This is a genomic window from Gloeotrichia echinulata CP02, assembly GCA_038087035.1.
GTDB lineage: Bacteria > Cyanobacteriota > Cyanobacteriia > Cyanobacteriales > Nostocaceae > Gloeotrichia > Gloeotrichia echinulata.
In genome coordinates, this window is record CP051187.1 from 6,257,599 (window position 1) to 6,271,994 (window position 14,396).

Consider the following 14,396-nt stretch of genomic DNA (forward strand, 5'->3'; position numbering starts at 1 on the left):
GAGAAATGGAGGCTCTTGAAGAGTTTTGCCTCCCCTGCCTCCCCTGCCTCCCCTGCCTCCCCTGCCTCCCCTGCTTATCCGAGCAGTATTGCTCACCACCCTTGTTTTATTAGAGCAGCTATGCCTTTTGTAACACCAATGACCATGATGGAATTTTTCCGTAAGAGTGAAGGAGTCTGGTTTACCCAGCGCACGGTGCATCACTTTGATACGGTGGCGGATCAGTCGGGAGAATCAAAGCTTTATGTGGGCGTGATTACACTCGATGACCCACGGGTAAAAGCAGTCTGCGAATCCCAAGGCATTGATCCAGCTAGTTCCAAGGGAGGTGCTAGCTTTATGTGGCAAGAACACGACGATGATCGAGAACCCAATCCGGATCATGCTGCTGTATTAATTGATGTACCAGATGATGAGACTGGGCGATCGGGAAAATTGCTCCGCAACCAAGGCTATGTGGAAAAAATTCCCGTAGTTAGCCGTTACTGGTTTGGGCAAGATGGCATTTTAACCATCGATACCGAATATGAAACCAACCAGGGTCAGGAACGCTGCTGGTTTATGACTGATGATTTTCGGGTGCGTGTTAGTACAGTGCGGATGATGAATGGTGTGTATTTGATGACTTACTGTTCTGAACGACGCTATTTAACTGAGGCGAATTTAGCACAAATGGTGCAAGAGAATTTATCTAGAGCTTCTTCCATCACCTAGGGCTAACGTTAAGGATCGTTACTTTGTTTAATATATTCGAGACGGCGAATTTGGAAATCCCCTATTCTCTGGGATTAAGGCAAATTAGTCTCTAACTTTTATGTATAAGTGCTTCCTTGAGCATCTGAAACAATCGCTTTTGCAACGGTTTACATTAGAGAGTCGCCCAATTCCCCCAGGACTAGAGTATCAGGTGAGCGATCGCGGCAGAAATCCCGCCACAATTCAGAGCTGGTGCTATCAGTGCCCACAGTTACGGAAAATCCGCTATACATACATTGATGCAGGTGCAAGCGCCCAGATTCTCAATAGTGTAATTTATCCCAGTCATCACTATGATTTGCCCTTACTCGGCATTGACTTTCTGTCTTTCGGTCAAGTGAAAAACCTGATTGTGATGGATTTCCAGCCCTTATTTCAAGATGAAGCTTACTTGAGGAAGTACATCCACCAATTGCAAAAATTGCATGATAAGTATCCAGACTTGGCACAAGGCTTGGAAATGAAATTTTATGATGCTAATCAATACTTTTCCAAATATCTGTTATTTGCCAAAACCGATGCAGAAACAGTAAGAACGAGGGTATTTGAGGCATTCAAAGATTATTTGAATTTGTACTGGCAGATCCTAGACCAAGCCGAACCCCTAATCGACCATTCAGACATTAAAAGGGTTGTCAAAGCCCAAAAAGACTACGATCAATATAGTGCCGAGCGCGATCCTGCATCTGGTTTGTTCAGTAGTTATTTTGGACATGAATGGTCAGAGCGATTTTTGCATGAATTTTTGTTTGAGGACTCTGTGCCATTAGTAGCTAGTGGAGTCAAATAGTGATTTAACAACACGCGAAAGTCCCCACACTCAACGTACTCGCAGTGTGGGGATTGACGATTGACGTTCGCGCAGGGTGTCGTAGACAGGATTGCATCCATTCCCTTATCAACCTCTGGTGGATAAAGGTTCTCCGATTTGAGCAAACTTTTCAAGACGAATTTTGAATTTGGAGCGAAGTGACGTTGACTCTCTATCAGCCATTTTTAGATTACGCGATCGCGCTTTTGCACAAACGTTTGGATTTGCAACCTTATCCAATTCCTCAAGGCTTTGAATCGAAACAAGCAACCGTGGGTAAAGGCAAACATGAGCAAGAAGTCTTGACGACTAGCTACGCCTACCAAACTACCAAACTCCGACAAATTCGAGCCGCCCATGTACAGGGGGGTAACTCACTTCAGGTATTAAATTTTGTGATTTTCCCCCACCTGAATTATGATTTGCCGTTCTTTGGGGCAGATTTAGTTACCTTACCCGGAGGACACTTAATTGCTCTGGATATGCAACCACTCTTTCGGGATGATTTAGGCTATCAGAAGCATTATACCCAGCCTATCCTGCCAATTTTCCAGACACATCAGCAGCATCTGTCTTGGGGGGGCGACTTTCCCGAAGAAGCCCAACCCTTTTTCTCACCCGCCTTTCTCTGGACGCGCCCCCAGGAAACTGAGGTAGTAGAAACCCATGTGTTTGCAGCCTTTAAGGACTATCTGCAAGCCTACCTGGATTTTGTTGACCAGGCGCAACCCATAACCGATACCAAATATTTAGCAGAAATTGAACAGGCGCAGCTGCGTTATCTGCGCTATCGTGCAGAAAAAGACCCAGCCAGGGGAATGTTCACCCGTTTTTACGGTGCTGAGTGGACAGAAGAATATATCCACGGCTTTCTGTTCGATTTGGAAAGAATCCCCACGGGGCGAAAAAGTGTAATACACCGTTAATCTCAAAGTTGTCTGGTGAGTATTACACGGTATCAACTTTTCGCATTTGGCGCTCGGTTGGCTTAGTCCTACCAGGGAATCGCTTTCAGGGAGATCCTTTTGGATATTTTTTTATCTGGAAGTCCCTAAGCTTACAGATATTAGAGCAGAAAGCCCACCCCTTAAAACAGTGAACAGTGAACAGTGAACAGTTATCAAGGCGTATGGTGGGGGATTTAAATCAGTGAACAGTGAACAGTGAACAGTTATCAAGGCGTAACGATAAACACATCACTCTTGACTGATAACTGATAACTGTTAACTGTTAAAGGAGTGGGTTCGTCAATTTTAGCTAAATATTGAGTGAATAAATTTTAAGAAATGCTAATTTAGTTTGTGTAACAAAAAGTTTTGATAATTTTTTGGATAGAAAAGCTCCATCTTTAGTATATTAGCTAACACTTGTAGAAATCCCAATTAGGTTGTGAAAAATATCAACCGTCAACGGTCAACAGTCAACAGGCTGTATGGAGTTTACCAAATCATTTAGGACTGCTACAGCAGTCATGCAAGTTTAAAAACACAAAAATATTGGCAATGGAGGCTTTATTTTGGTAATAAACATTGGATTTGACTTACTGTCTAAATTGATTCAGATGGAGCTTTGGATATTCCTTGTAGGGCTGATGTCTACTATATTTTTTCTGATGTTCAAAAAGAAAATCAATATTCGCGAAATATTGTTTGATCGGGGAAGCAGTCAGGCTTATAACCCGGAAAAATTTCAACTATTGCTCCTGAGTGTGATCTTTGTGGTTGTTTACTTGATGCAAGTGAGACATAACCTCAATGAGTGCAAATTTTCCAGCCTTTCATGTAGCCTACCAGAAGTGCGATCAGAATATCTTTTCATCTTAGGAGGAAGCAACTTTGTCTACCTGTGGGGCAAGTTTACTTCAATGATTAAACAACGGAGATCAGAGCGTGCTTAACATGAATACTGGGTTCACTATTCTGGCCTTTGTTATTGGTTTACTCCTGACAATTTTTGTTGCAGTTTTAGAAGTCTTTATCCTGATATTTATTTGGGATGGAACCTGGAATGCAAATAAGAATCCAAAACGAGGAATTAATTTGGAAAAGTTGATAAGTGAAAGTTCAGGTGAAGCCAGCCTAGCACGCTTTCAACTGTTGATCTTCACCTTCGTTATTTCCATGAGCCTAGTTTTAATTATCACCGGCTCCAGTCCACCTAAATTTCCAGCCACCATTCCCGATCAAATTCTCGGTTTATTGGGTATCAGCAGCACTTCCTACGTGATTGGTAAAGCCCTCCAGTCCCAAGTTAAAGTCCCTACCCCAGAACCATCGAATATAGTTGTGGCGTCACCACCACCAGAAACACCACCATCCTCTGATTCACCGTTGTAGGACTTCCAAAACATAATTCATCCAATCTGGTGGTGCGGGCGTCTCACAAGCTTTGCATTTTGGACGGGCGAGACGCCCACCCCACAAGAAATTATTGGACTTATTGCAAAAGTCTCCTAATACCCCACCCCCACCGTTTTTTTGATTTATTTGTCAGTCCCTAAATCCATCAAATTGGCTAGTTTATAAACAATTCGCGCCCCAACATTACCATCCCATTCAGCATCACCAACTTCACAAAGATCAAAGCCAATAATTTGGCGTCCACTATTCACCAATTCTCGAAATAAACAAAATGTTTGCTCCAATTCCAGCCCACCGGGAACAGGTGTACCTGTATTTGGACAAAGTTTTGGATCTAAACCATCCACATCAAAACTAATATGAACGTATTCCGGTAAATGACTGATAATTTCTCGACACAAATCAATCCAAGTCGTTCCTGAATAAAGCGTTTGTTTGATGGCTGGGTCGTAATAAGCTACAATTCGACCCTGAGATTGGTTAATGATTTCTACTTCATCATAACAAATATCGCGTAAGCCTACCTGCACTAACTTAGAAATTTGCGGTATTTTCATAGCATTAAACATGATGGACGCATGGGAAAATTCAAATCCTTCATAGGCGTCGCGTAAATCTGCATGGGCGTCAATATGCAAAATGCCATAATTTGCATAATTAGCTGCTAATGCTTGGAAATATCCTAATGGGGAACTGTGATCCCCACCAATCACTGCAACTCGCTTACCATTGTTAATTGCTTGTTGAGACTGTGCAAACAACCATTGATTAACCTGTTGACAAGCCTGATTAATTTCTGTTAGAACAGGTGTTAAATCTGGTGTATCTGTTAGTGGTTTACCTTGCGATAATCGTTGAATAATTTTGGCGGCTTGCTGACGATAGTATTTGTTCTTATCTACAATATCCTGGGGAATTTCTACCATGAAAATTCCCTGTTTCCAGCCATCAGGATTATCAAAATCGAACAAATCTAGTTGAGTCGAAGCGTCTAGAATCTGCTGTGGTCCGTTTGCTGTACCTTCACCATAGGAAACAGTCACTTCCCAGGGTACACCAAAGACAATTAGGTTTGCAGATTCATAATCAAATGGTAAAGCCAAGAGATTACCATTTATTTGGGCTACACCGCTGGGATTATAGTCTTGGAGTTGATTACTCATTGATTATTTTCTGGATTTAGGGGGGTAGACAGCAGGCCACTTGGTGGACTTCTGGATTGTAGCGGAAAATATTCTATTCTTGACACCTTGGTGACATCTCCTACACTTCTGCTTCGCAGTAAGCGTAGGCTTCCAAGACAATCCGGCTATCGCTAACGTCTATGCATTTACAACAAACGTGTTGACTTTCTCTATGAATGAGTTCACGTTGACGATAAACGTCTATGCATTTTTAGAATATGTGTGATCAAAAAAGGTTAGCAAATGCCAGATAATGTATAATTTAAATTCAGTGCTTTCTCACCCCGTAGGCATGATTGGCGATCGCTTTGTAAAATAAGGCTGAAAATATGGTTGATCTAGATGCTGAAGACCGCAAACAATTGATAACTCTTCTTAAAGATATACCAGAACTAGCTACAGAGCGATCGCGTCAGCAAATTTTGGAGCTAGCAGATTTAAAACAGTTGTTACCAATGATTGACCTTTCTGGAGCGTCCTTTATTGCAGTTAGTGAGATAGTCAGCTATTTATCTAAATATGGGCGTTTAACTTATGAACACGAAGCATTAGGACGTTTCTTAAATACTGTCAAAGGCCATGTGGGAGTACAGCAGATCGAACCTTCCGCCAGATATAGCGGTATACAGACCTGACTCGATCAACCATCGCCAAGATGTAGTCATTTCTGGAGATAATTTCTGTGCATGAATAATTTCGCCCAGCCAAGATGCAATAATCAGTTCAAGACTTTGACGACTGATTCGATCAGCACTCACCCCAGCTTTTTCCAAGTAGGGCTGAAGAATAGGACGTGCATCTATAATGTAATCTGGGTTAAACCCTGCCAGACCAATCTACCAAGTTATTACGGTAATTACACTATATATCAACCTGTATTTTTAGGTTAGAATAGCTATAGGAATCATATTTGATTTATGAAAAAATCTAAGTATCTGTAGGGTGGGCAATGCCCACTAAAACCTGGATGTGGTGGGCATTGCCCACCCTACGTATATTTCAAAAATCAAATATTAGTGCTATAAAATAAGTAAATATTTCAAGATTATCAAGCAATTTATGGTTTCTAGTATTACAAGCACCATCCCTGATACACCATATAAATTACTCAAATCTTACTTCAAAATAAAATCACTCAATGAGTGGTAATAGCGACCCCAATGCATACGCTAAAGTATTAAATACCAGAATGTGGAAGACTAAAGGTTCCCGTTTCAATGCTGCTCGGCGACTAAATAATAAGTATCAATTTTCACTTAGCAGTATTTCAATACTATCTATATACGGTATTGCAATTCCACTTATTCAAGGAATTGTTAAAAATCCACAATGCCAAAAAATAAATGATATATACAATGCTATTTCTTTAATTTTATCTGTTTTTACTTTGGTTATTAGTCTTTTGGAGGGGGCAAAAAATTATCAAATCAGAGCAGAAAAGCTTTATCACAACGCAGTAAAAATATCTGGTTTAGAGAGAGAGCTTGAATACTTGATGATAAGTCAATCAGGAGATGCAGATTTTCTTCATAAGTTGGGTAATGTATCAGATAGGTATGAAGCGTTAATTAAAGAATGCCCTGAGAATCATAGTGCAGAAGACTACACTTTGTTCATGGCGCAAAACAGAAAAGATTTTGATATAAGTCGGCTTACCGAATTATACATTAGAATAAAGCTGGTTGTTATGGATTACTGGCTATATATCTTTGTTTTAGGAATACCTCCTATTCTATTCCTATTGTATTCATCATGTTAATTATTGTGTGTTTGCCTCTGACAATAAATTAATTTGTTGCTCATCAAAACGGCGTTTCCACTCTTAAATGCACCCTTTCCCCCAACTACAGTTTCAGTTGGGACTGAATGAAAGCATAGCCGTGATAAAATCGAGGTATCATTCTGCAATTGAATTTATTCAGAGCATCAACAATATCAGGACTGTCGAAATCTTTAGAGTTACGGTTAAGGAAACATGCTGCTACAGGACGATGCTGACGCAGATGAGAAATAACTGATGTATAGACAAGAGCATCTTGTGGACTCAAATCGTAAGGGTCTTCATATGTTGCGGCTTCAGTGAGTATGTCATTAGTTAGAGCAATTACTTCCGCACAATTTAAGATCTGATGTCGATATTGTCGAAAGCGTTGCTGTTCTTCCTCGTTGCTCTGAATTAGCAAGCTGGCAATATCTTGAATGCTACTGATACGATTTTCATAGAATTCTGTACGTGAAAGCTGACGTATTTCAGCATCCAGCGCCTGTTGGAGTTGCTTACGGTTTTTTGCTTGACGACTTAATTTTTCATGTGGTTCAGCTAAACTATATGCTGGTATAACCAGTTGTACACTCCCTACTTCACAAAGTTGCAAAATTTGTTCGCAACTTGCAAATTGCTCTTGCTGAAACGCGAGTTCTAAAACAAAATTACTTTCAACGTAAATCTTCACGCAGCAGCCTCGTAATCGAACCTTCCGCCAGATATAGCGGTATACAGACCTGACTCGATCAACCATCGCCAAGATGTAGTCATTTCTGGAGATAATTTCTGTGCATGAATAATTTCGCCCAGCCAAGATGCAATAATCAGTTCAAGACTTTGACCACTGATTCGATCAGCACTCACCCCAGCTTTTTCTAAGTAGGGCTGAAGAATAGGACGTGCATCTATAATGTAATTTGGTTCGCTTTCATCTAGTCGCACATGAGCATCAGTCCACAAATAGAATCGATCAGGAAAAGCCATTAGGAAATAAGGCGCTGTGGGAAATATACCGTGGGCGAGGATATTACGTCGCAATTGGGTCGCCCACTGTGGTGAAGCATTGAATTTATTCTTGATCTCAACGACAAGAGTCAATTGACTATCGCGATTATAGACTGCTAAATCCCAATAGGCAGGCATATATCAAGGGGTTTTCTCATGAGTTCTCTTAACTATTCTGACGCAAAATGCTGCAACATTATCAAAACGGCGTTTTCACCCTTAAATGCACCCTTTCCCCCAACTGCGGATGCTCAAACTGCAATTCCCTGGCGTGCAAATGTAACCGACTCACCACAGCACTACATCCATAAAGGCGATCGCCTAAAATTGTCACTCCCAGTCCTCGCGCATCCGCAGCATGAACCCGCAGTTGATGGGTGCGTCCTGTTAGCGGGATAAATTCTACACGAGTGTAATTTCCCTCTCTCGCCATCACGCGAAACTGTGTCAAACTGGGTTTACCTCGCTGTTCATCAACTTGCTGATAAGGGCGATTTTGGGGGTCTGTCCATAGTGGTAGTTCAATTACACCTGCATCGGCTGTTACAGAGCCGGAAAGTATCGCTTCATAAACCTTGTACACCTGTCGTCTCTGAAACTGCTGACTTAGTTGACGATAAGTTTCGGTATCGCGAGTCAGTAATAAAATACCCGAAGTTTGCTGATCTAAACGATGTACAGTGTTTATTATTATATCATCAGTTAACAAACAACGCAAGCGACTCAGAACACTATCTTGGGTGTCACGATAACGACCAGGTACAGATAGTAACCCTGGGGGTTTATTCACAGCAATTAGCCATTCATCTTCATAAATAATCGGTAGTTCTGGGGGATTGGCGATTAGGGATTGGGAATTGGAGGGAGATGAAACGTTATTCTCCCTCATCCCCAGTCCCCGCAACAGAAACCCCATCAATGGCTGACAGCGTTCAGCACAGGCGCCGTAGAATTGACCATGAATTTTTTCCTCTGAGGATGCTCCCCACCAAAACTCTGCCATTGCTAGGGGTTTGAGTTGATGTGTGGCGGCATAATGTAGTAGTTTTGGAGCGCAACAGTCTCCTGTACCAGTGGGCGCTCCTGTTGGCATCAATTGCTGTAAAGATAGAGATTGCCCGGAAAAATTAGTTAAGCTATAAGCAGCGTGCATCTGCGCTTGCAGTTGACGGGACAGTTGTTTACGCCTTTGTTTGAGTTCACTAATCCGCATATCGGCTGCGGTAATTACTTCTTTTAGCGGTTGTAAAACTTCATTTTGCAGGCGTTTGAGTTGTTTTAGCTCTATTTTCTGCATCCGGCTTTCTTGATCGAGTTGTTCCAGCGCTATAGTCAGTGCTGCTGGTGAAAGCGTGGCTGTGTATGTCAGGCGTGTTTGCTGTCGTTGATGTTTGCAATCTCGATGGCGATCGCTCATAATTTGTAACTGCTGCTGAAACTGGGCTAACTTCGTTTCGTATTTTTGGCGATCGCTCAGTTGCTTGAGGGTAATCAGTTCTTGCTTAATCTCATCCAATTGCGCCAATGTGTGGGCTTCCTCTAGGGCTACTTCCTCCCTTCCCGGAATTGGCGGTACCCAACTATCAACTATACTGCAACCATTCAGCAGACCGGAGAAGGCTTTGAGTACCCCTTGTTCGCCAGTCGGTAATTCAACTAGCAATACCCCATACATTTTACCTTCACGAGCATAAAGATCATTAGTGGACAGGAATTGCATTAAACTATGTGCGATCGCTTCCACTATTGGAGTGCGAGGAAGTTTTAGTATTTTACCTGTTTGCGGACAACGCCCTTGATAGTCATAGCTGGGGGGTGAAGCCTGGACTGTATAGTTAGAGTCGATGAAATCTGAAAGCGCGTGCAAAACCACCATATCCTGATTGCAAATTTGGCTGATATTATTTATGTAGGAAACATTCCACACCCCTATGATGAGTGGTAGAGTACTTATATGGGAGCAAAATTTAGCAAGTAAGCCATGCAGACCATTAATGACATTGGCACGCTGATTGTCAGGACACCAGAAACCTGCGGTGGTCGTCTCCGCATCGTCAGCACCCGTATTACGGTACAATACATTGTAAATGAGATCAAAGCAGGTGTCACGCCTGAAGAAATCCTAGAAGATAAACCACACCTGACGCTTGCAGGGATTTATAGCGCTTTGGCCTACTATTTTGCTAACAAAGAAGCGCTAGATGCCCAATTTGCTGCCTATGATGAAGAATGTCGGCGCTTGGAAGCCCAGTATAAAGCAAGAAATCAATTGTGAGCCGAATTCGCTTGTACTTGGATGAAGATACAATTAAAGGAGCGCTGATACAAGCACTGCGAAATGCAGATTTAGATGTCGTTACAGTTGCCGAGGCTGGCAGATTAGGCTATCCCGATGAAGAACAATTAATTTGGGCAACAGAGCAAGAGCGAGTGATCTACAGTTTTAATATTGGAGATTTTTGTCGCTTGCACAGTGACTTTATGGCTCAAGAAAGAAGTCATGCTGGTATCGTTCTAGCCCCACAACAGCAATACTCTGTTGGACAGCAGTTACGCGGTTTGCTTAAATTAGCTGCTGATCAATCAGCACAGAAGATGGCGAACGAACTGGTTTTTCTGAATACTTATGTTGAGAAAATTATATAACAGATTCAAAGCAATGACGGAACAGACGAGCAAAATCACTGGTTTTCACGCTCATGTCTACTACGATACCGAGAGTCGTGATATCGCTGTCCGTATACGCGAAGAATTGGGCGCTAGATTTGATGTGCAGCTTGGGCGCTGGCGTGATGAACCGGTCGGACCGCACCCACAGGCGATGTATCAAGTTGCTTTCTTACCGAATCAGTTTGATCAAGTCATCCCCTGGTTAATGCTCAATCATCAGGGGTTGGATGTTCTTATCCACCCAAATACGGAGGATGCTGTAGCAGACCACACAGATCATGCCTTGTGGCTGGGAAACAAGCTAGATCTCAATGTCGAGGTTCTGCGACGAATTACCACAAGTTGATTTATCGTACCGGAAAATTAGGGTTTTTGGCGTCGTTCAATCATCCATCTGTAGGGACGCCAGGCTTTGCGCCTATTGTTCTAACATGTGGAAAAATCGGGTAAAATAATCGGGAAATGTCTTGGCTGTACAACCAGGGTCTTTAATCACAATCCCTGGCGCCCGCAAGCCGGTGACAGCAAATGCCATTGCCATGCGATGATCATGATAGGTTTCAATTGCCGCAGGAGCGATCGCACTTGGTTCAATCCGCAAACCGTCGGCAAATTCTTCTACCTTGACTCCCAACCGTTGTAACTCTGTCACCACAGCTTTAATCCGTTCGGTTTCTTTATAACGAATATGTTCGACATTGCGAATGGTGACTGGTGAACTAGCAAATGGGGCGATCGCTCCTAATGTTTGCACCAAATCTGACATATCATTCATATCAATGTCGATGCCCTGTAATTGCTGCGGTCCTCTAACTACAGTATAATTATCGCCGTGTTCAATCTGGCAACCCATCTGTTCTAATACATTCAGCCACAGAATATCTCCTTGACAGGATTCTTTGGTCAAATGATTCACCCGCACCCTTCCACCTGTAACGGCGGCGGCGGCAAAAAAATAAGAGGCATTCGAGGCATCTGGTTCTATGGTATAATGTCTACCTTGGTAACGCTGACCCGCTTTGATTTTAAATTGATTCTCGGCAGTTTCTATTACTTCTACGCCAAAATCTGCCATGAGGCGAGAGGTCATTTTGACATAAGATTGAGAAACCAGTGTACCCTCAACCTCAATGATGGTGTCCTGTTGAGCATAAGGCGCAATCATCAACAATGCCGACAGTTGTTGACTGGTTTGGTTGGCTTTCAAACGAAAATGTCCGCCGCTAAATTGCTGACTGTAGATAGTGTAGGGCATAAAACCAGGGTTGCCCTCAAAATTAATCTTTGCTCCCCCCGTTTCCAGTACCGTCAGCAAATCCCCCATCGGTCTTTCCCGCATCCGAGGAACCCCATCTAGGCGATATTCACCATTCCCTAATCCCACCAGCGCCGAAATAAACCGAGCTGCGGTACCTGCTAAACCTACAAATAAATCTGCTTGTGTAGCCGGAATTTCCCCCCCTCTTCCCGCAACGTGAATCCTCGCCAAATCAGAATTTAGCTCAATGGGAATGCCTAATTGCTCTACGCATTTGGCAAAATACTGACTGTCTTCACTAAATAAGGCGTTTTCTAATAGGGAATCTCCAAGTGCCAATGCAGCCACGAGTAATGCCCGATTGGTAATACTTTTAGAACCAGGAATCTCTACGGTGGCATCGACTGGGCGATTTAGAGCAGGGATGGCAATAGTATCCACATTAAACCTCACAGGGCATACATTACAAATAATATCAGGACTTAAGCAACAGACTTATTTTTTAACTCGAAGTCCCCCATAGGCATTTTTAGTCGTGATTGCACAATTAATGCTGACTTAGGCAAAAATATATATTGACAAACAAGTATTAAGGATTGTATCGTTAAAAAAACGAGCGTTCGATATAAATATTCCGAGATATGCCAAAGATTGTTGATCATGAACAATACCGCAAAGAACTGCTCGGCAAATGCTTTGATTTATTTGCCCAAAAAGGCTATGCTGCCATTACCATGCGGCAAATTGCTGAGTGTTTAGGGGTTTCTACGGGAACTCTATATCACTACTTTTCTAGCAAACAAGCTTTGTTTGAGCAATTAGTGGAAGAGATGTGTCAACAGGATATAAGTGCAGCATTGGCGGAATTGGGAGAACGGAAAACACCACAAGAGGCGATGGAAGTTCTAGGAAAATATTTGGTGAAAAATGAGGATTATTTTATTAAGTGGACTTATCTGGTAGTTGATTTTTGCCAATATCAAGATTCTCAAGAAATATCGGGAAAGCATGTATTTAGGCGTGTAATTCAGCGATATCAGCAGGTGATTTGTGATTTTTTAGGGATTGAAGATTTGGTATTAGCCTCCTTGGTATTGAGCCTTGTAGATGGTTTATTTTTAGGAAGATTACAGGGAAATGAAATGATTAATATTCCTGAACAATGCAATCTGCTGGGAAGGATATTGACGGCTTATTTGCACAAAGTTTCATAAAAAAACAAAATAGAGGGGTAAAAATGACTAACAGACTGTTATTTAAACCAAAAAATCAACAATTAATTGCATTAGTAATTGGTGCTACTGTAATTACAGGTGGAATTGTCGTTTATGCTATATCTCAGTTTGGACAAGTTGGTAAAACTTCCTCATCAGAGACTGTAGCAGCGGCGCCAATTAGCGAAAAAGTGACAGCATTAGGAAGACTACAACCAGAAGCAGAGGTAATTAGCCTGTCTGCACCTTTGGCTTTAGACGGCGATCGCATTGCCGAAATTTTAATCAAAGAAGGCGATCGCGTCAAAGACGGACAAGTTGTCGCCATTTTAGACTCACGCGATCGCTTGCAAACTGCCGTACTCCAGGCACAAAAACAAGTTAAACTGGCTCAAGCGAAACTCGCGCAAGTTAAAGCTGGTGCGAAAACTGGCGAAATTCAAGCACAGCAAGCAACCATTGAACGCTTACAAGCCCAATCCCAAGGAGATAGAAAAGAGCAAGAACAAGCGATCGCGCGCCTGCAAGCCCAATGGCAAGGTGATAGAATTGCTCAAGAGGCGACAATTAGAAAGCTAGAAGCAGAACTCAGCAATGCCGAAGCCGAATATCAACGCTATCAGCAACTATCGAAACAAGGAGCAATTTCTAATTCTTTATTTGACAATAAACGCTTAAGTTGGGAAACCTCCATTCAGCAACTCAACGAAGCCAAAGCAGTTCTCAACCGCATTAACGACACTGCTAACAAGCAAATAGCCGAAGCCAAAGTAGGACTCAAGCGCATTAACACCACTGGTAACAAGGAAGTAAACGTTGCTCAAGCCACCCTTAAAAGTATAGCAGAAGTCCGACCGGTGGATGTACAGATAGCGCAAACAGAAGTGGAAAATGCGATCGCCTCTCTCAAACGTGCCCAAACTGAATTAGCAGCAGCTTACATCAAAGCTCCTACCAAGGGTCAAATCCTGAAAATTCATAAACGAGCGGGAGAAAAAATTGGTGATGCTGGCGTTGCAGACTTGGCACAAAATGACCAAATGATTGCCGTAGCCGAAGTTTATCAAACTGATATCGCTAAAGTCAAACTGGGACAACAAGCGGTGATTACCAGTCAGGGATTTACTGGTGAACTGCGCGGTACCGTTTCCTTAATTGGCTTACAGGTGAACCGACAAAACGTTTTTAGCAACCAGCCAGGAGAAAATCTTGATAGCCGAGTTGTTGAGGTAAAAATTCATCTCAATGCTGAAGATAGCACGCGTGTTGCTGGGTTGACTAACTTACAGGTACAGATAGCAATTAACAATTAGTAATCGGCCACAAAGCGCCTAATTAGCTTATGAAAAGTACACCAACTCATAACAGGCACT

At 42.4% G+C, this 14,396-nt stretch carries 16 protein-coding genes; 11 read left to right on the forward strand and 5 right to left on the reverse strand.

The features are described from left to right. The first annotated feature begins 120 nt into the window (after window positions 1–120). From HEQ19_27890 to HEQ19_27905, 4 genes are all read left to right on the forward strand, one after another. Complete coding sequence (locus HEQ19_27890; protein WYM02729.1) at window positions 121–714, forward strand: phycobiliprotein lyase; 594 nt, start codon at window positions 121–123, stop codon at window positions 712–714. A 100-nt stretch (window positions 715–814) separates the two neighbouring features. Next, entirely contained in the window at window positions 815–1,546 is a 732-nt protein-coding gene (locus HEQ19_27895; GenBank protein WYM02730.1) for a 15,16-dihydrobiliverdin:ferredoxin oxidoreductase, read from the forward strand. A gap of 179 nt (window positions 1,547–1,725) precedes the next feature. After that, window positions 1,726–2,493, forward strand: coding sequence for a phycoerythrobilin:ferredoxin oxidoreductase (locus HEQ19_27900; protein WYM03667.2), 768 nt, complete (start codon window positions 1,726–1,728; stop codon window positions 2,491–2,493). Window positions 2,494–3,465: 972 nt separating this feature from the next. Further along, window positions 3,466–3,903: a hypothetical protein gene (locus tag HEQ19_27905; GenBank protein WYM02731.2), complete on the forward strand. Its 438-nt coding sequence runs from the start codon at window positions 3,466–3,468 to the stop codon at window positions 3,901–3,903. Between the two features lie 146 nt (window positions 3,904–4,049). Here HEQ19_27905 and speB read toward each other — a convergent pair whose 3' ends face one another. Continuing rightward, the gene (gene speB, locus HEQ19_27910) at window positions 4,050–5,090 is read right to left on the reverse strand and encodes an agmatinase SpeB (protein WYM02732.1); all 1,041 of its coding nucleotides are present in this window, start codon (window positions 5,088–5,090) and stop codon (window positions 4,050–4,052) included. Between the two features lie 350 nt (window positions 5,091–5,440). Here speB and HEQ19_27915 point away from each other — a divergent pair, with 350 nt between their 5' ends. Together HEQ19_27915 and HEQ19_27920 are read left to right on the forward strand one after the other, a co-directional pair. After that, the gene (locus HEQ19_27915) at window positions 5,441–5,746 is read left to right on the forward strand and encodes a hypothetical protein (GenBank protein WZI67042.1); all 306 of its coding nucleotides are present in this window, start codon (window positions 5,441–5,443) and stop codon (window positions 5,744–5,746) included. A 503-nt stretch (window positions 5,747–6,249) separates the two neighbouring features. Beyond that, window positions 6,250–6,870 carry an SLATT domain-containing protein gene (locus tag HEQ19_27920; GenBank protein ID WYM02733.1) on the forward strand — a complete coding sequence of 207 codons (621 nt, stop codon included), beginning with the start codon at window positions 6,250–6,252 and terminating at the stop codon, window positions 6,868–6,870. A gap of 85 nt (window positions 6,871–6,955) precedes the next feature. Here HEQ19_27920 and HEQ19_27925 read toward each other — a convergent pair whose 3' ends face one another. The 3 genes from HEQ19_27925 to HEQ19_27935 form a co-directional block, all read right to left on the reverse strand. Next, window positions 6,956–7,564: a PIN domain-containing protein gene (locus tag HEQ19_27925; GenBank protein WYM02734.1), complete on the reverse strand. Its 609-nt coding sequence runs from the start codon at window positions 7,562–7,564 to the stop codon at window positions 6,956–6,958. Then, a complete protein-coding gene (locus tag HEQ19_27930; GenBank protein WYM02735.1) occupies window positions 7,561–8,019 on the reverse strand; it encodes a hypothetical protein in 459 nt (152 codons plus the stop codon). Before HEQ19_27930 ends, HEQ19_27925 begins: the two co-directional genes overlap by 4 nt. 61 nt (window positions 8,020–8,080) lie before the next feature. Continuing rightward, complete coding sequence (locus HEQ19_27935) at window positions 8,081–9,757, reverse strand: pseudouridine synthase (protein ID WYM02736.1); 1,677 nt, start codon at window positions 9,755–9,757, stop codon at window positions 8,081–8,083. A 105-nt stretch (window positions 9,758–9,862) separates the two neighbouring features. Here HEQ19_27935 and HEQ19_27940 point away from each other — a divergent pair, with 105 nt between their 5' ends. Genes HEQ19_27940 through HEQ19_27950 form a run of 3 tightly spaced genes read left to right on the forward strand, consistent with a single transcriptional unit; the run spans window position 9,863 to window position 10,897 of the window. After that, complete coding sequence (locus tag HEQ19_27940) at window positions 9,863–10,156, forward strand: DUF433 domain-containing protein (protein ID WYM02737.1); 294 nt, start codon at window positions 9,863–9,865, stop codon at window positions 10,154–10,156. After that, window positions 10,153–10,527 carry a DUF5615 family PIN-like protein gene (locus HEQ19_27945; protein WYM02738.1) on the forward strand — a complete coding sequence of 125 codons (375 nt, stop codon included), beginning with the start codon at window positions 10,153–10,155 and terminating at the stop codon, window positions 10,525–10,527. The genes HEQ19_27940 and HEQ19_27945 overlap by 4 nt, the downstream gene beginning before the upstream one ends. 13 nt (window positions 10,528–10,540) lie before the next feature. Further along, the gene (locus HEQ19_27950) at window positions 10,541–10,897 is read left to right on the forward strand and encodes a DOPA 4,5-dioxygenase family protein (GenBank protein WYM02739.1); all 357 of its coding nucleotides are present in this window, start codon (window positions 10,541–10,543) and stop codon (window positions 10,895–10,897) included. A 72-nt stretch (window positions 10,898–10,969) separates the two neighbouring features. Here HEQ19_27950 and aroA read toward each other — a convergent pair whose 3' ends face one another. Then, on the reverse strand, window positions 10,970–12,250 hold the full coding sequence (gene aroA, locus HEQ19_27955; protein ID WYM02740.1) for a 3-phosphoshikimate 1-carboxyvinyltransferase: 1,281 nt from the start codon (window positions 12,248–12,250) through the stop codon (window positions 10,970–10,972). Between the two features lie 200 nt (window positions 12,251–12,450). Between aroA and HEQ19_27960 the strand changes: the two genes are divergently transcribed. Next, window positions 12,451–13,023 carry a TetR/AcrR family transcriptional regulator gene (locus tag HEQ19_27960; protein WYM02741.1) on the forward strand — a complete coding sequence of 191 codons (573 nt, stop codon included), beginning with the start codon at window positions 12,451–12,453 and terminating at the stop codon, window positions 13,021–13,023. A gap of 23 nt (window positions 13,024–13,046) precedes the next feature. Then, window positions 13,047–14,336, forward strand: coding sequence for an ABC exporter membrane fusion protein (locus HEQ19_27965; GenBank protein ID WYM02742.1), 1,290 nt, complete (start codon window positions 13,047–13,049; stop codon window positions 14,334–14,336). The last annotated feature ends 60 nt before the right edge of the window (window positions 14,337–14,396 follow it).